At 68.8% G+C, this 16,113-nt stretch carries 13 protein-coding genes; 4 read left to right on the top strand and 9 right to left on the bottom strand.

Annotated features, from left to right (window positions below; genetic code table 11):
- Position 1: 1 nt before the first annotated feature.
- The 5 genes from CFP71_RS07735 to CFP71_RS07715 form a co-directional block, all read right to left on the bottom strand.
- Positions 2–3,016 carry an AfsR/SARP family transcriptional regulator gene (locus CFP71_RS07735; protein ID WP_244199595.1) on the bottom strand — a complete coding sequence of 1,005 codons (3,015 nt, stop codon included), beginning with the start codon at positions 3,014–3,016 and terminating at the stop codon, positions 2–4.
- A 65-nt stretch (positions 3,017–3,081) separates the two neighbouring features.
- Complete coding sequence (locus CFP71_RS07730) at positions 3,082–7,068, bottom strand: TIGR02680 family protein (RefSeq protein ID WP_093933138.1); 3,987 nt, start codon at positions 7,066–7,068, stop codon at positions 3,082–3,084.
- Positions 7,065–8,285 carry a TIGR02678 family protein gene (locus CFP71_RS07725; RefSeq protein WP_093933137.1) on the bottom strand — a complete coding sequence of 407 codons (1,221 nt, stop codon included), beginning with the start codon at positions 8,283–8,285 and terminating at the stop codon, positions 7,065–7,067. Before CFP71_RS07725 ends, CFP71_RS07730 begins: the two co-directional genes overlap by 4 nt.
- On the bottom strand, positions 8,282–9,775 hold the full coding sequence (locus tag CFP71_RS07720) for a TIGR02677 family protein (protein ID WP_093933136.1): 1,494 nt from the start codon (positions 9,773–9,775) through the stop codon (positions 8,282–8,284). Before CFP71_RS07720 ends, CFP71_RS07725 begins: the two co-directional genes overlap by 4 nt.
- Positions 9,776–9,862: 87 nt before the next feature.
- Complete coding sequence (locus CFP71_RS07715) at positions 9,863–10,192, bottom strand: hypothetical protein (protein WP_093933135.1); 330 nt, start codon at positions 10,190–10,192, stop codon at positions 9,863–9,865.
- 108 nt (positions 10,193–10,300) lie between these two features.
- Between CFP71_RS07715 and msrA the strand changes: the two genes are divergently transcribed.
- Positions 10,301–10,795 carry a peptide-methionine (S)-S-oxide reductase MsrA gene (gene msrA, locus CFP71_RS07710; protein WP_208635905.1) on the top strand — a complete coding sequence of 165 codons (495 nt, stop codon included), beginning with the start codon at positions 10,301–10,303 and terminating at the stop codon, positions 10,793–10,795.
- Positions 10,796–10,815: 20 nt separating this feature from the next.
- On the opposite strand, the gene CFP71_RS07705 is transcribed toward msrA, so the two are convergent.
- The 4 genes from CFP71_RS07705 to CFP71_RS07690 all read right to left on the bottom strand — a co-directional run bounded on the left by CFP71_RS07705 (position 10,816) and on the right by CFP71_RS07690 (position 13,912).
- Positions 10,816–11,184 (bottom strand): UPF0158 family protein, encoded by a 369-nt coding sequence (locus CFP71_RS07705; RefSeq protein WP_093933133.1) that lies wholly within the window; start codon positions 11,182–11,184, stop codon positions 10,816–10,818.
- 9 nt (positions 11,185–11,193) lie between these two features.
- The gene (locus CFP71_RS44605) at positions 11,194–12,420 is read right to left on the bottom strand and encodes a plasmid pRiA4b ORF-3 family protein (protein ID WP_208635904.1); all 1,227 of its coding nucleotides are present in this window, start codon (positions 12,418–12,420) and stop codon (positions 11,194–11,196) included.
- Position 12,421: 1 nt separating this feature from the next.
- Positions 12,422–13,213 (bottom strand): hypothetical protein, encoded by a 792-nt coding sequence (locus tag CFP71_RS07695; protein WP_093933132.1) that lies wholly within the window; start codon positions 13,211–13,213, stop codon positions 12,422–12,424.
- Between the two features lie 120 nt (positions 13,214–13,333).
- Positions 13,334–13,912, bottom strand: a complete 579-nt coding sequence (locus CFP71_RS07690) for a TetR/AcrR family transcriptional regulator (RefSeq protein WP_093933131.1) — start codon at positions 13,910–13,912, stop codon at positions 13,334–13,336.
- Positions 13,913–13,990: 78 nt separating this feature from the next.
- Between CFP71_RS07690 and CFP71_RS07685 the strand changes: the two genes are divergently transcribed.
- The 3 genes from CFP71_RS07685 to CFP71_RS07675 all read left to right on the top strand — a co-directional run bounded on the left by CFP71_RS07685 (position 13,991) and on the right by CFP71_RS07675 (position 16,102).
- The gene (locus CFP71_RS07685; RefSeq protein WP_093933130.1) at positions 13,991–14,377 is read left to right on the top strand and encodes a cupin domain-containing protein; all 387 of its coding nucleotides are present in this window, start codon (positions 13,991–13,993) and stop codon (positions 14,375–14,377) included.
- A 595-nt stretch (positions 14,378–14,972) separates the two neighbouring features.
- Positions 14,973–15,230, top strand: coding sequence for a hypothetical protein (locus CFP71_RS43405; protein ID WP_143267050.1), 258 nt, complete (start codon positions 14,973–14,975; stop codon positions 15,228–15,230).
- A 596-nt stretch (positions 15,231–15,826) separates the two neighbouring features.
- A complete protein-coding gene (locus CFP71_RS07675; RefSeq protein ID WP_143267049.1) occupies positions 15,827–16,102 on the top strand; it encodes a hypothetical protein in 276 nt (91 codons plus the stop codon).
- Positions 16,103–16,113: the final 11 nt, after the last annotated feature.

Raw genomic sequence — 16,113 nt, 5'->3', positions numbered from 1 at the left:
CTCAGGAGCGGAGGATGGACTCGACGGCCGCCGTCGCCCGTTTTCGCAGTGCGCCGTAGCCCGCCCGGCCGGCCAAAGAAAGCGCCTGCCGGGCCTGGCCGAGGTCGCCGGTCGCGGTGGCGAGCCCGAGGAGCGCGTCGACTTCGGGATACCGGTCGCCGGTTTCCCGCAGCAGAGCCAAGGCCTGCCGATACCGGCGGACGGCGTCCTGCCGGTGTCCAGCGCGCCGATGCACGCTCGCGAGCGCGACGAGCGCTTCGCCCTCGCCTCGCGGTTCGCCGGTCTCCCGCGCGAGCCGCAGCCCTTCACGCGCGTGGTCGAGCGCGTCGGTCAGCCTGCCGAGGTCGCAGTACACCGAGGCGAGCCTGCCGAGCGTTTCCGCCTCGCCGGCGCGGTTCCCGGCCTCGCGGTGCAGGGCCAGCGCCTTGACGAGCAGCCCCGCCGCCTCGGTGACCCGGCCGCGAGCGTGCTGCACCTGGCCGAGGTTGGCCAGGTTGATCGCCTCGCCGTAGCGCGAACCCATCCCGCGATACCGGCGCAAGGCCTGGAGATAGTGCGACGCCGCCCCGCGCAGATCGCCCATCTCCCAGAGGACGAGCCCCAGATTGCCCAGCGCGACGGCTTCCCCGGCGGGTTTGCCCGCGCGTTTGCTCAGCTCCAGCCCCCGGGAGAACCGCACCGCGGCGGCCGGAAGCCGCCCGGACTGCCAGTACACACAACCCAGATTGCCCAGTACCGCGGCCTGCGCCTCGAGCCAGCCCGCGCGCCGGGCGAGCACGAGAGCGCCGGTGTAGTGCCGGACGGCCTCCCGGTACCGCCCTTGGCGGAAACTCAAGTCGGCGAGACTGAACCTGGCGGAGGCACGGGCGCGGCGATCGCCGTCCTCTTCGGCGGCGGACAGCGCGGCCCCGGCGGCCGCCCGCCATTCCACCTGGCGCAACGACATCCAGAAGTAGCCGCGCAGGGCGTCGGCCAGGAGCCAGGCCACCGGCAGCGGCCCGGTCCGCGCCGCGTCCTCGACGACGGCGACCAGGTTGCCCAGTTCGGCCTCCAGCCATTCCGCCGCGTTCTCCTTCGAGGCGGCGGGAACCGGGCCGTCGGGCACGGACAGCGGAAGCCGGAACATGTGCGGGTAAACGATCTTCGCCGCGTTGTCGGCGCCACGCAGGTACCACTCGTGGAACCGGAGGCGGGCGGACGCGCTTTCGGATGGGGATTCCGTCGACGTCAGGCGATCGGCGGCGTAGCGGCGGAGCAGGTCATGGAAGTGGTAGCGATCCGGCGCGTGCTGCTCGACGAGGTGCGCGCCCGCGAGCGTGTCCAGGATCGCGCCCGCCCGCTCCGCGCCGGTGAGGACCTCGACCGCTTCGGCGCCGATGTCGTTGCCCGGCACCAGGCTCAGCAGCCGGAACACCCGGCGCGTCCGGGCGGGCAAGGCCGCGTAGGACAGGTCGAACGCGGTCCGGACGGCGATCTGCTCGTCACCCGGCACCGTGAGCGCGGCCAGCAGATTGCCCTTGCGCAGCTCGATGGCGTAGTCCTCGACGCCCTTCCCGGGGTTGTCGGCGAGGTTGGCCGCGGCGATCCTCAGCGCCAGCGGCAGATACGCGCACAGCCCGGCCACCTCGGCGGCCGCTTCGTGCTCGGCGCGGACCCACTCGGGGCCGAGCACCCGCGCGAGCAACTCCAGCGCCTCGCCGGGATCCAGCATGCCCAAGGTCAGCCGCCGGGCGCCGTGCAGGGCGACCAGGGCGGTCATCCGGTCCCGGGCGGTGACCAGCACCAGACAGCCCGGTCCGGCAGGCAGCAACGGCCGGATCTGATCCAGGTCGACGGCGTTGTCCAGCAGTACCAAGGCCTTCCGGTCGGTCATCAGTGTCCGGTAGAGCGCGGACGCGGTCTCCGTGTCGGCGGGCAGGCGTTCGGCGGGGACCTCCAGCGCGGACAGGAACCGGGTGAGCACTTCGAGCGCCGTCGCGGGCGGGCCGGGCGAATGGCCGCGCAGGTTCGCGTAGAACTGCCCGTCGGGGAACCGGTCCTTGACGCGGTGCGCCCAGTGCACGGCCAGCGCGGTCTTCCCGGCACCCGCGGTCCCGGTGACGGCCGCGAGCGCCACCGTGCCGCCGGAACCGCCCGTCCTCGGCACCAGTTCGTCCAAAATGGACAGTTCGGTGGTCCGGCCGGTGAAGCCGGGCGGTTCGGCCGGCAACTGCCGGGGGACCCGGGCGACGGAACGCGGGACGGGCGGTGAAGACCCGTCGTCGAGTAGCGCGGCGTGCGCGGCGAGGAGTTCGGAGCCGGGTTCGACGCCCAGTTCTTCGACGAGCCTGCCGCGAACCTCCTGGTACAGCCGGAAAGCCGTCGCCCGCTGGCCCGCGCCGTGGTACGCGCGGATCAGCCTGGCCTGGGCGGGCTCGTCGAGCGGCTGATCCGCGGCGGCCTCGACCAGTTCGGTCAAGACCTCGTCGGCCGCGCCGATGGCGAGCATCGCGTCGCCGTATCTGGCGAGCAGCGCGCGGCGTTCCGCGACCAGGGCCACGACCTTCGGATGTGTTGCGAGCGAGGGGATGTCGGCGAGCGGTTTGCCACGCCACCAGCGCAGCGCCTCGCCGAGCAGGGCCGCGGCACGGGCTGTCTCGCCTTCGCGCTGAGCCTCGTTCGCCTCGGCGGCGAGCCCCCGGACGTGGGGAAGGTCGATCTCGACGACTTCCCAGCGCAGCGCGTACCCACCGCCGACGTACGGCAGGATCTCGCTCCCGGACCGGGACGGACGGCCGGGTTCCAGCAACCGGCGCAGGTGTTTGACGTGGGTCTGGAGGACGTTCACCGCGCTGCGCGGCGGCCGGTCACCCCAGAACGCGTCCACCAGGTCCTGCTTGGACATCGCCTCGCCGCCGGCGAGGACCAGCAACCCCAGGACGGCACGGCGGGCGGGTGGACCGAGGTCGAGTTCCACCCCGTCGAGCCATACGCGCAGCGAACCGAGCACTTGGATCCGCACAGCCGTCGGCGCCACTGGCAGGAACGTAGCGAGCCGTCCCGCGCCGCACAAGGAAGAACGGCGGAAAGGGGCCGCTCAGGCTAACGAGGTTCGGCGGGCAGGAGGTCGTGACCGTTCCAGGTGAACCGGGCGGTGGTGACCGCGTCGTCGCCGTCGCCGCCGGTGATGAGTTGATGGATCCCGACGCCGCCGAGTTCGGCGTAGGTGCACCACTCGTGGTCCGACGTCAGCATCAGGTCGAGGTCGAGCGCCGACAGCAGGCCGAACACCTGCCCCCGGTTGGTGGTGTCGACGCCGACGAACACCTCGTCGAGCAGGATCACCCTCGGCGCCTCGGGCGCGGCCTGGTAGTGCGCGGCGACGGCGGCGAAAAGCGGCAGATGCAGCGCGATCGCCTTCTCCCCACCGGAAAGCGCGCCGTGCAGCTTCTTGGTCAGCAGCTGCCAGCCCGCCCCGTTCGCGCGGTCCACCTTGACCACGAACCGGTGCCAGGACGTGTAGTCGAAGACCTGCGCGAGCTGCTGCTCCCAGCTGGTCGCGGTGTCGTCCGCCTTCGCCTGTTCGACGCGTTCGCGGAAGAACTTGTGCAGCGACGCGCGGTCCTCGGTGGTCAGCTCGTCCGGATCCTTCAGCAGCAGGTCCCGCGCGGTCTTGGTGCCCGGCGGCAGGTCCGGGGAGACCTGCCAGACCAGCCGGACGGCGACCCTGGACGCGGTCCGCACCCGTTCCAGCCGCGCGTTCATGCCGTCGACCAGGTCGTTGGCCTGGCGGATGCGGGCCGCGAGATGGCGGCGGGTCTCCCCGGTCAGCGTCTTGTCGAACAGGTCGCTCTCGCGGCCGCTGATCTCGTGCCTGCTCTGTTCCGCTTCCGCGTAAAGGATCTTCAGCAGTTCGGCCGCGCCGACCCGCAGCCCGTCGACGACCGCGGTGAAGATCTGGACGTCCTCGTCGGTCTCCAGATCGAGTTCCGCGCGCGAGCTGAGCGTGTTCCGGCAGGTGTGCACGGCCTCGGAAAGCCGGTGCAGCGCCTCGCCGAGGTTGCCCGTCGCGTGCGGCACGGACGGCCACGCCGCGGCCACCAGGCGGGCCGTGTCGAGCGCCGACCGCACCCCGTCGGAGGCGGACAGGGTGGCCTGGAACTTCGGCAGGTCCTCGATCCCGCCGTCCGCGGGGAAGATCCCGGTGGCGAGCTTGCGGAACCGGAGCGCGGCGGCGTCCTGCCGCTTGGTGGCGTCCTCGCGGGCCCGCGCGTCGGTCGTGCGCCGGACGCCGAGCGCGCCCAGCGACACGGCCAGCTCCTTGGCCCGCGCGTTCGCGGCACGCAGTTCGCCGAAGAGATCACGCAGTTTCGTGCGCAGACCGTCGATCTCGGCGAGCACTTCGCGCTGGCCGGTCCCGACGGATCCCTCGATCGCGTCGAGCATCGCGGTGAGCTTGGTGCGTTCGACCTCCGCTTCGGACGCCTCGTCTTCGCGGCGGGCCGCGTTCCCCTCGGACCGGTCGGCCTGTTCGGCGAACGTCTCCGCCCGCTGGGTCGCCGTGCGCAGGTTCCCGTTCTCGTACAACCAGTTCTCACCCTGGTCGGAGTAGGTCCGCAGGGCCGTGGCGAGCGCGGCCAGGGGCGCGCGCTCGGTCGGCAGGCCGCTCTCCGACGCCTGGCCGGTCAGCTCGTGCAGAGCGGTCTTGGCCTCGGACTCCAGCGCGGAGACGGTCGTCTCCAGATGCCGGACGGAGGCGTCGGCGGCGGTCAGATCGGCCTCGGCCGTGGTCATTTCCCCAGTCGCGACAAGGAGATCTTCGTGACCGGGGCGGGCGGCGCGTTCGATCTTGATCAGTTCGCGCCTGCCGCGCAGCGCGGCCAGATCGCCTTCCAGTTCGGCGATGGTCTTCTCGCGACCGGCGATCTCGTCCCGCAGTTCGGCGATCCGGCGTTCCCGGGCGCGCGACCGGGCGGACGCGCCGATGTACGCCGGGGCGTCCTTCGTCCAGCTGCCCGACAGGCTGCCCATCCGCCAGCCGCCGTCCGCGCCGATCGCGGCGGGCCCGGCGGGAAGGACGTCGTCGAACGCGATCACTTCCAGTACCCGCCGGACCTTCGCGGGGGAGAGTTCCGCGTCGAGCTCCGGCACGAGGACGTCGGCGAGCGAACGAGGGGAAGCGATCGGCAGCGACCCGGTCTCCAAGAGCACGTCGTGCCCCTCGACGACACCGTGGGAGTTCACCCAGGCGTCCAGGAGCCCGGCGCTTTCGAGCGCGGCCTCGATCCCGGCGCGCGAGCTTTCCGGGAGAGAGCCGGCGAAATCGACCAGCCGCCACAACGGCGCGCCGCTCATCTCGGCCCGGTCCGCCGTCCGGGTGTGCGGCGATTCGGGTTCGAGGACGTCCTCCGTTTCGAGGACGCCCGCCTCGACGAGGAGTTCGTCGTGCTCGGCGCGCGCGGTGGCCAGCGCGGCGCCGGTCGCCGCTTCCCGGCGGATGATGTCTTCGAGGACGGTCTCGGCGACCGCGCTGATCCTGCCCACCAGCGCGACTTCCGCCTCGGCGTCGCGCACGAGCGCTTCCACGTCGGGGAACCGCAGCTCGCGGCATCCGATCGCCCATTCGGCGAGCCGGGTGCGCAGATCGCTCAGCGCGAGCTCGCGGGTCGCCGTCGTGAGATCCAGCTTCTCCTGCGCGGCCGCGAAATCCGACCGCACCCGGTCCAGATCGGCCTCGGCCTGGTGACGGCGGCCGACGGCGCGTTCGTGCTTGTCCAGCGCCCGGCCGACCGTTTCGACCTGGTCGCGCTTGCCGCGGACGGCGGCTTGCAGCAACGGACGGAGCCGCGCCGGTTCGTCCAGCCCGGCGACGAGTTCGTCGTGCACCCCGGCCAGGTTCGCGCGGGTCGCGGCGGACCGGACCTCGGTCTCCTGCGCGCGGACGAGGTCGGCCTGCCGTTTCGCGACCTGCTTCGCCGCCCGCGCTCGCTCCTCGTCGGCGTCCGCCTCGGCCCGGAGACGGTTGGCGTCGGCGCGGAGCGTCTCCGCCTTTTCCTTCGTGGACAGGGCCCGCTGCCGCAGCTTGTCGAGCTCCTGGCCCTTTCGGTACGACTCGGATTCGGTCAGCCCGGAGAGACGGGCTTCGGTCTCCTCGACGTCCTTTTCGAGCTTCGCCGCCAGCTCCTCGGCGGCTTTCTTCTTCGCGGCGACCTCGTCGTGCTCCTCGGCCGAACGGCGGGCGGCCGCGGCGAGGTCGTCGAGTTCACCGGTCGCGGCGATGAGGTTCGCGGCGCCCGCGCGCAGGACACGCTGCGCGTAGGTCTTCTGCCGCGCGGCGAGCGCGCGGGTCGCGTCGACCTCGGTCTCCAGCGAGCCCAGCCGTTCGCGCTGCGCGTCGAGCCGTTCGAAACCCTCGGCGAGATCCGCGATCTCCTGCTGTCCCAACGGCGGGAGCGCGCGGGAGAGCAGGTTGGACAGCAGGCTGGGGTCGAGCCGCTGCGAAAGTTTGGGCATCCGCAACTGGAGCAGCGCGGTGATCAGCGCGTCGTAGCGCTGCTCGCTCAAGGTCGGGAACAACTTCGCGCGGATCTCCGCGCGGTATTCGGCCGCGCCGGCGTGCACGGTGCCGTGTTCGCCGAGGGTCTCCTCCAGCGCGTTCTTGGTCAGCGGCTGGCCTGCCTCGTTGACCAGCGGAAGGCCGTCGCCGACGCGCAGTCCGGTGGTGAAGAAGTCGGCGTGCACCGTACTGGTGTGCGTGCTGGCCTGAAGCCGCGCGCCGCAGGTGAACCATTTGTCACCGGCCATGCCGAATTCGAGCCAGACGAACCCGACGCGCGTGGCGCCGGAAGCGCCTTCGCCCATCAGGTTCCAGTGCATGCTGCGTTCGCTGGTGCCGAAGGTCGACAGCCGGTTCGCGCGCAGGCTCGCGTCGAACAGGAACGGCAGCAGCAGCTCCAGCGCCTTGGACTTCCCGCTCCCGTTCGGGCCGCGCAGCAGCAGGCGCCCGTCGTGGAACTCGAAGATCTCGTCGTAATAGCGCCAGATGTTGAGGATGCCCGCGCGGGACGGGACCCACCTCGTCACGGTCACGGCGCCTCCTCGTTTCGGTCGGTGTACCTCGCGGCGGCCGGGAGCGGCCGGACGAGTTCGGCTTCGGCGCGGACCAGCCCGAAACTCCTCAGCACGGCGAGCGCGTCGACGGTCAGCCGTCGCACGCCGTCCTTGCCCCGGTAGGTCTTGGCCCAGCGCGGGAACCGTTTCAGCAGTTTGGCCGTCGCGTTGCGCAGATAGTCGGTCGTCCGCGGCTCGTCCAGCGCGTCGAGCAGCAGGAGCGCGGCGACCTTGGCGTTGCTGCCGTCGTCCGGGAACCGCTCGTCGGTGGCCAGCCCGTCGACGTCGACGAGCAGCACGCCCTCCGCGCGTTCTTCCAGGACGAAACCGCCCTGCTCCGCGGCGCGGCGCAGCAACTGGCGCCCGGTCGGGGTGCCGAGGTACGCGCGTTCCTCCGCGGTCAGTTCGGCGAAGTACAGCACCGGGTCGTCGACGAGACGGCGGAAGACGGTGTGCCGGAGCCACAGGTTCCGCTGCACGTCGGACGCGCTCGGCGTGTCCTCGTGGCGGCCCGACGAGAGGCCGTAGCGCTGCTCGTGCGACACCGCCTCCAGCAGTTCCTCGAACCGCAGCGCGACGTCGTCGGCGGGCACGGCCAGCTGTGAAGGCCCGACCGGCGCGGCGAGCATCCGCAGCAACAGGGTCGCGTCGACCCGGAACAGCACCTTCGCGGTCGTGTCGTCCACAAAGGACTCCGCGTCCCCGTCGGCGGTTTCGAGGACGCCGTAGGACTCCAGCAGTTTGAGGACGTCCACGAACGCGAGACGCTCGGCCCGGGAGGCGACCTCGAACGTGGTCACCAGGTCGTCGGCCGCGCTCGCCCTCGCGACGCGGTCGGCGAGCAGGCCGATGGTGGTCACCGGCACCGTCAGGAGTTCGGCCGCCGCCACGCACAGCAGGACGTAGCGACGGCGGTCGAAGGCCGCGCGGCCGGACCGCAGCCGCCGGGCGGGACGGCTGGGATCGGCGGCGGCGCGGACCTTGACCAGCCGGGCGTAGCCGAGCCGGGGTTCGACGGTGAGGGTCCAGCCGCAGTAGTAGTCGAACCACTGCCGGATGGGCTCGCGGCGGCGGCGGATGAGGTCGAAGGTCTCGGGGGAGCCGCGTTCGCCGATGAGCGGGGTGGCCAGCAGGGCCCGGATCCCGCGTGCGACCTCTTCGCGCTCCGCGATGACCAGTTGGTTCGTAAGGCTCACGCACCGCCTCCGGCCGTGCTGATCTCGATCTCGTAATCGGGACCGCGGAAGACGCCGCTCGTGGTGGTCAGGCGCGCGACCGCGCCGTTGGGTGCCGGCCGCAGGACGATCTCGATCTGCCCGTCCGACGTCGTGCTCCGCCGGGTGCCGTCCGCGCCGACGGCGCTGCCCAGTGCCTGCCCCAGCAGGTCCAGCAGGCGTTCGAAAACGGTGTGGTCCAGCTTCTCGAACGCCGAAAGCCGCACGACTCCACCGGTGTCGAGCATGCTCCACGCGGCTTCGAGCTCGGCGCGTTCTTCCTGGGCTCGTACCGCTCTCGCCGCTCGGAGCGCGGTGACGTCGCGGACGCGTCCGGTCCTGGTGAAGCGTTCGGTGCGGCCCGCCGACCGGAGCAGCTCCGAGACTTCCACCGGCGGCGCGTCGAGCCACGACGCCGTCGTGCTGACCACTTCCGGGTCCGCGTGGGCGAGATGCGCGTGCCGCGCGGAACTGAGCCCGAACATGGTGGACCACAGGCGATGCAGGTCCTCCTGAGCCGGGACGACGGTGAACCAGCGCGCCAGCTCACGGAAATCGGCGACCGCGCTGCTCGCCCGCCGCCGCGACTCGGTGATCCGGTCCAGCACCTGAAGGAGCGTGACGATCGCCCGCCGCGAGACCTGGTGAAGGTCCTCCACCCGCGGCGTCGCCCCGTCTTCGGGCAGGAACCACGCGCGAAGCCCGTCCCAGCGGGCCTTGCGGACGGTGAGCCAGCGCTGATCCGGATTCGGCAGTGCCGCGCCGTTGAGCGCCCGCCGGTGCACGCGGTCGATGCCGTGGTCGTCGATCTCCTTGATGCGGGTGGCGATCGTGTGGGTGTGGTGCTCCAGGTCGTTCAGGAACTCCTGCAGATAGGCGACCGTGGACGCCTTGACCTCGTGAAACGTCGCGAGGTCGGCCTCGGCGTGCAGCAGGCGCTGGAGGTCGCCGTTGAAGCGCTTCGTGTTGTCGCGGAACGCCTCGAGGTGGCTCTCGACCTCGGTGAGCGTGCTGAACACGCGCCTGTCAGTGCCGTTTTCGAGCTGCTTCGCGAGCTCACCGAGCCGCTCGCCCAGCGCTTCGAGCGTCGCTGTCTGGAGCGCCCCTGTCGCGTTGAGCACCTCGTTCGCGCGGACCGCGCCCGCGTACGCCGCTTCGCCCAGCCTGGTCAGTGAGTACTGGAGATTGCGGCGCTCGTACTCGGACGCCGTCCGGTAATCGCCCGCGTGGTTCTGGACGACGTCGAGGAGCTTGTCGTTCCGCAGCTGGTCCAGCGCGCTGACCAGGCCTTCGTCGGCCAGCGTCTCCAGCCAGCCGACGCCTCGCAGTTCCGTGCGGACGTCGTCGATGCCGAGCGCCGTCTTGAGCCGCTCGTTCGCCTCGCCGAAGGCGTGCAGGATCGCCAGGGGGAGCCCGGATCTGCTGCCGTCGGTGAAACGAAACAGGTCGGGCGGTACACGGAACGGATCCATGCGTCCTCCGGCGAATGATGCGTGGGGTACCACGTTAGGGGGTCACCCAGGCGAGTCTGAACGGCCCATACTTTTTACGCTGAGTGCTCACGTGGTGAACATCTCGAGGCGCACCGTGGTCCCTTGCACGGTGACCTCGCGGTACACACGACGGCCGTCGACGAGCTGGTCGTCCTTGAGGACACCGGGTGCGAAGCGCGACGCTTCGAGCAGCTTGGGCACGTCCTCCGGCGGCAGGGTCAGGACGACCACGTAGCGCGCGTCGATGCCCCGGTCGTACTGCGTCTCCAGCACCTTGCCGCTCGCGGGCATCGAGATCCCGCCGAACTTGAAGGCCTCTTCGGCCTTCGGCGCTTCTGGTGGCGTCGCGCAGCCGGCGAGCAAGAGGAGGGCGAGGGCGGCGAGCAGGAGCTTCACCTAGCGTGAGACGCGCGGGGGACGTAAGCGTTCCGTCACACTTGGACGGGGATGACAGGGAGGGTGCGACACGTTGTACTGGGTGTCAACGACCAGAGGAGATCAACAGTGACGGAAAAGGCTGTTCTCGCGGGCGGCTGCTTCTGGGGCATGCAGGACCTGTTCCGCCGGCACCCCGGAGTCGTCTCCACCAGGGTCGGCTACACCGGCGGCGACGTGCCGAACGCGACCTACCGCAACCACGGCTCGCACGCCGAAGGCATCGAGATCGTCTTCGACCCGGCCCAGCTCTCGTACCGCCAGATCCTGGAGTTCTTCTTCCAGATCCACGACCCGACGACCCGTAACCGTCAGGGCAACGACATCGGCGCGAGCTACCGGTCGGCGATCTACTTCACCGACGACACGCAGAAGCAGGTCGCCGAACAGACGATCGCCGACGTCGACGCCTCCGGCAAGTGGCCGGGCAAGGTCGTCACCGAGGTGACCCAGGCCGGTGACTTCTGGGAAGCCGAGCCCGAACACCAGGACTACCTGGAGCGCATCCCGAACGGCTACACCTGCCACTACGTGCGGCCGGAATGGCAACTGGGCGAGCGCTGATCGTGTCCCGGCCTGCTCGTTCAGGGCAGGTCGGGATCCGGGTGTCCCGTGGCGAACCGGTCGGCGCTGCCCTCGTCGACGAGGGCGTTGTCGGCGAGCCACTCGACCGCGCGCCGCTTCGCGCGGTTGTCGCTGAAGGTGTTCCACACGGGAACAAGGTGCGGGTACCGGTCGTGCAACTCGTTCCTGAACCGGCGGAAGGCGCCCTTGCCCCTGAGGACCCTCGATAGCCGTTCGCCTGCTCGTTCGTCGCTGATACCCGCCGCGAAGTCCGCCATGTCCTCGTACCAGACCGAAGATGGCAAAGGCTCGATGACGACCAGGTCCACGTCGTCGAGGTCGATGGGATCCCTGCCGTCGATCCCGCCGTCCCGTGTCCAGTAGCCCATCTCGCCGGTCTATCGCCGCACGGCGAGGCGCTGATTCGTCTCTTCGAGGCTGAAGCGCGCAGGGTCGAATCGGCCCGGGTCATCGAGACCGAGCCAGCCGACTATGTCCTGGTGCTCCGGGTGCCCGGGATCGCCGAGGACCTGGAGCAGCCGGGCATACCCTCCAGTGCCGCCGACGTCCTCCGGCGGGCACGCCGCTTGGCCCGCGACGCACCGCGGGTAGCGCCCGTCAGCCGTGGCGACCGTGGCTTCCTCGACGAGGATCTCGTGGTCCCAGCTGTCGCCGAAGTCGTAGTTGTACAAGAGGCGGCCGCCGGGCTTCACGAGGTCGTCCAGCCGCACTTTCCGTTCGTCGCGGTACTGCAGCTCGGGCTCGGCTTCGCCGTAGTACGTCTGGCCATCGACGAAGTTGTGCAGGTGGTAGTTGTCCCAGCCCATCGCGGCCTGGATGACCACGTGCAGCCGGTCGAGCCGGATGGCCGCCGGAACCAGCACCCGCCGCCACACCGGGAGGCTTTCGATCTCGAGCAGAGTGATCTTGACCTGGTAGATCGGATCACCGGCCTCCGGCTCGCCCAAGAGCCGTCGCATTCCCGATCGGCCGAGTTCGGTCAGCTCGGCCGATTTGTCCCGGAGGGTCACGGCTCCCAGTCGTTGAAGGGCATCAAGTACCTGCTTGGTGTCGCGGTCGGTCGTGATGCGCAGGGTTTCGAGCTGGAATTCGGTGAGATCGTCGAGGACGTAAGGCGCACTCACCACGTTCCAGACCGTCGCGCACACGCTACCGATGTCGACGGCGCCCTCGGCGTCGTACAACGAGGTCAAGGCCGCACGACTACCGTCGGCGAACTCCGGCCGCAGCAGTGACTCGCCGAAACCCGGGTGCAGAAATGCTTCGCCCACCTGGTCGAATCCGGTGAACAGCGCGAGCCACAGCTTTTGCGGGTCGTCGAGCAGCGCCTGGTTCTTCTTCACCGGCACCAGCCGTTGCCCTGTCTTGCGGACCAGCCGCGCCGACTTGGCGCATTCCACGACGAGCATCAGGTCGGGCAGATGCTCGCTCGATCTGGTTCGGTACACGTGGTCGCCGATAGTCTTCTCGAGCACGTCGCCGGTCTTCAGCAACGGCACCAGAACTTTGGCGTCAGCCAAAGTGAGACGCCCGGTCTGAGTGAGCTTGCGCCCCGCGCCCACCCATTCGGTGAACGCGCGCACCTGCTCGACCAGTTCAGCCATGTCAAACCTTCTCAGCTCGTAGTCGTGCGGCACTGTCGAGAACATCGGCAACGGTTCGCCGTGGTGCGGCGGTAGTCGTCGTGTGAATGTCGCGGAACCGGCGAAGTAGTTCCATTCGCACGGTCGCGCCCGGCTCTTGAACGACTCGCGACAAAAGCTCGTTCTTCTCGGCGAGCGGCAGTTTTTTCACCCAGGCCGTGAGTCGGTCGAGGTCATCCGCGGTATCGGCGAATGGCGGACTGGTGCGGGCCGCGCTCGCGAGCAGTTCGTCGTCGAGGCGGAGGAAGTCGGCAAACGCTCGTTGCGGCGCGGTAAGCGTGCCCAGGCCAGGCGGCACGGGCGGCTCAAGCCTTTGGTCCGCGTCAGGCTCGAAGGCGTCTTCGTCCCGCTCCCAGGCGCCGTAGCCGGCCAACCAGGCGAGGTAGAGGGGACGGAGATCGCCCGCCGCGAGTTCGGCGCGGACTCCCACGGTGGCGGACAGTCTTGCTTCGGCCTCGTAGTTGAATTCGAAGTCTTCGTCGTCGTCTTCGCTCGTCATGTCGAGCACGAGGAAATCGTCCGCCGTCCAGGCCGACAGATGGTGACCGACGCGGTAGTCCGCGACCTTGTCGAGGTCCAGAACATGGCGTGGCAGCCGGAACATGAGCCGGCGTGTTCCCCAATTGGTCACATGGACGTGCGCGTCGTAATAGCGCTCCATCAGCCGGTTCGGGTCGCCGCTGAAGTCGCCCCAGTGGTACTCGTTGACGAAGCTGGTGGCGGTGATCCGCGCACGGGTGGACAGGGAACGCACGGCGGCTTGCTAACGTTCGTCCAGCGGGTGGTCGATCGCGAGGAATTCGTAGTACTGGTATTCACTCATCGTTTGACTTGGCCGATCCTTCAGGCTGTTGTCGTCCAGTCGACAGGTTAGTCACCAAGCCCGGTGGAGCTCTTTCAGCCCCGTCTTGATCTGCTTCGGTGTCATGCCGTTTTGCCGCTGGTAGACATACTGCGCAGCGGCGAGTGGTGCCAAGATCGCGTCCGCACGAAAGTGCGCGTCGACGTCAGGCTCGATCTCGCTGATCAACGCGACCAGGTGGCTGTGGTGCAGCCTGTACGCGCCGGTCACGAACCGCGCCATCGGCGTCTCGGTCTCCGCGACCATCAGCAGTTGCCCGTGCGTCTCAAGCCTGTCGACGTATGCGTCGGTAAACGCCTTCAGCCTTTGGCTCGCGGGGGCCCCCGGTCCGAGCGGCGGCGGCCCGCTGATGAACGCCTCCTGGAACTCACGCTCGTTCTCGTCGAGCAACGCCTGCGCCAACGCGCCCTTGTCCGGAAACCGGCGATACACGGTGCCGATCCCGACGCCCGCCTCCGCCGCGACCTCGTCCAGCGCGAGTCCGTCGATCCCTTTGGCCGCGACGAGCTTGGCCGCCGCGCGGACGATCTTCTGCCGGTTGCGAGCCGCGTCCGCCCGCTCTGCCGGTCCGGACCCTGCGATGGGAAGCACCTCGTGAGCCTAGTCGGTGGACAAGTGGAACTTTCTCCAGTTAACTAAGTGGAGGAACTTCCATTTAAGGAGACTCAGATGTCCGTCGAGCACTTCACGAGCGATGACGCTTCGACCTGGTTCCAGCGCCTTGACCAGCAGATCTTCCTGGCCGACGTCCTCTCGCAGGACAGCGGCGCGGCGGTGTCCGTCGGCTTCGGGCGCTATCGGAAAGGAGAGAAGAACCCGTGGAAGATGACCTACGACGAGGCTCTGGTGATCACCTCTGGCGTCTTCACCGTCGAGGGCCCGTCGGGCTCGGTGACCGCCCGCGCCGGTGAGGTGATTTACCTGCGAGCCGGGACCGAGGTCGTCTACGTGGCCGACGAAGACACGGAACTGGTCTACGTCACCTATCCGCACTGGCTGGCGGCTACGGAATCGTCCGTCGAAGCCCGCCGCCTCGACGACTTCCACATCGCCTGAAGCCATTTCGGCGAATCCGTTGTTCCGATAGATCAACCTCTTTCCCAGGCAACCTTCGGAACTTGTCGGACGTGTCTAGTCCGCTGGTTATCCGATCGCGTGGGTATCGGCGAACTGTTTGACGAGGGGTTGTGAATGGCGGAGAGCGGTGGGCAGCGGACGCTGCTCGACGGTCGAAAATCAAGCTGCGGAAGAAGGGCGCGGGCGCGACGGCCGCTGTCGCGACTGCGGTAGTGGTCGCCTGGGCGAGTGGCGTGTCGGGCGGCCCGGGAAGTGTCGGCGCGGGTGTTGGCCTCGCCGGACAAGCAGTGGAGGAAACCTGGCAGGCGGGATGTAGTCGACTCGTTAACCAGGGCGCTCAGTCAAGACTTGCAAGGCCGAGGCGCAGAAATCGGCGCGGCGGGGGACGCCTGACGAGGCCTTGAGTCAGATGAAGCTCAAGCAGTTGGGCCGTCGGGCTGAGCATGAGATAGATGCGTCGCTTCGTTGAGTGGGAAGGTTCGAGAGTTCCTGGTCCGTCTCTCTGTGCGTCCCTGGGGTGGATGTTGATGGCAGTGGGTGACGGTCACGGCAACGTGGCCGTCATCTCGGTCGTGTGCGTCAGGTTCCACAGCAAAAGCAGGCCGAGGCGTTCGAGAAGGTTGAGGCTGTCCAGGGCGGCGGTGACATCCGGTCGTTGGAGATCACCGCGGTGCTCGGTCTGGCCGACGTTCGTATCAGCGGTCTGCACTGCCGCCCGCGCGCGGAAGGCAACGGGATGATCGTGGCCGAGACCGGCACGGCGCCTGGTCATGTCGATGGTCCCACCCTGGATGCCCTCGCCGACATCGCGGTCTGCCTGCCGGTGCAATAGCCGAATCCGCGATGAACGAGCATGCGGACTACTGGATCATTTCCTCAGGAATTCCTGGGGTTTCGGGTTCTTCCGAGAAGATGGTGGTCCCGCGCATCCCGCGAGTGAGCAGGTCCTTGTACGTGTTCTTGATCAAGGCGCTAAAGTGCAGATCCTCGGCCTTCCTGGCCTCCGGCTCCTTGGAGTGCTCGCGTACCGCGTGCTACATGCCATCGCGGCGTACGAGATCTTTGCCGACGATCACGCCCGACCAGTCGTACTCGAAGTCCTAGGCGGTGTAGATGCAGCCCACTGGTCGAAGCCGCGTTCGTCCGCGGCCCGAAGTTCGTACTGTTTGCCCTTCGCTCCGGAGACTTGGATTGTTAGGAGCGCGATCCGGCAGGTGGCCCTCGCGGATCCTGATGGCGCATCGACAACAAGTTGGGAGCCCTGAGTTTGGAAGCTGGGGATTGCGGTGGGCTCTGGCTAGCTGTGTCACCTACGTTGAGTCGAGGCCTTCGTCTTCGGGGTTCGGACCCGGCGGACAGGCATGGCGGGTTGAATCTCCTTCCGGTTCGATCTTTTCCGTAAAGGCGGATTGATAGATGCTTACAGTCATGCCAGAGTTCTCGGGTTTGCTTCATCGTTTCTGCTCGATCCTCGCGAGTTCGAGTAGATCCCGGCGAACTGCGGTCGACTTCCTTGCGAACATGCTGCGCCAGATCATGGAGCCGATCCAAGGTGCTGCCCCGACGACGGCCGCGAGGCCGTACAGCCAGGGTGAATTAGTGGTGACGGCAGCGGTGATCAGCGCCGTGGACGACACGCTGCCGGTGGCCGCTTGTGGAATACGTGATCTCTTCATGGTGGGAAGAGTGCGCCCGGAACGGTGACCACTCTAAGG

The organism is Amycolatopsis thailandensis (assembly GCF_002234405.1).
In the GTDB taxonomy this organism is placed as follows: Bacteria; Actinomycetota; Actinomycetes; order Mycobacteriales; family Pseudonocardiaceae; genus Amycolatopsis; species Amycolatopsis thailandensis.
This window is presented reverse-complemented; position numbering and strand designations above follow the sequence as displayed.

Coding starts and splice junctions, on each gene's coding strand:
- CFP71_RS07705 (WP_093933133.1), bottom strand. CDS start 11,184: ATGGGCTACTGGACACGGGACGGCGGGATCGACGGCAGGGATCCCATC.
- CFP71_RS07720 (WP_093933136.1), bottom strand. CDS start 9,775: ATGGATCCGTTCCGTGTACCGCCCGACCTGTTTCGTTTCACCGACGGC.
- CFP71_RS07685 (WP_093933130.1), top strand. CDS start 13,991: ATGTCCGTCGAGCACTTCACGAGCGATGACGCTTCGACCTGGTTCCAG.
- CFP71_RS07675 (WP_143267049.1), top strand. CDS start 15,827: ATGCCAGAGTTCTCGGGTTTGCTTCATCGTTTCTGCTCGATCCTCGCG.
- CFP71_RS44605 (WP_208635904.1), bottom strand. CDS start 12,420: ATGGCTGAACTGGTCGAGCAGGTGCGCGCGTTCACCGAATGGGTGGGC.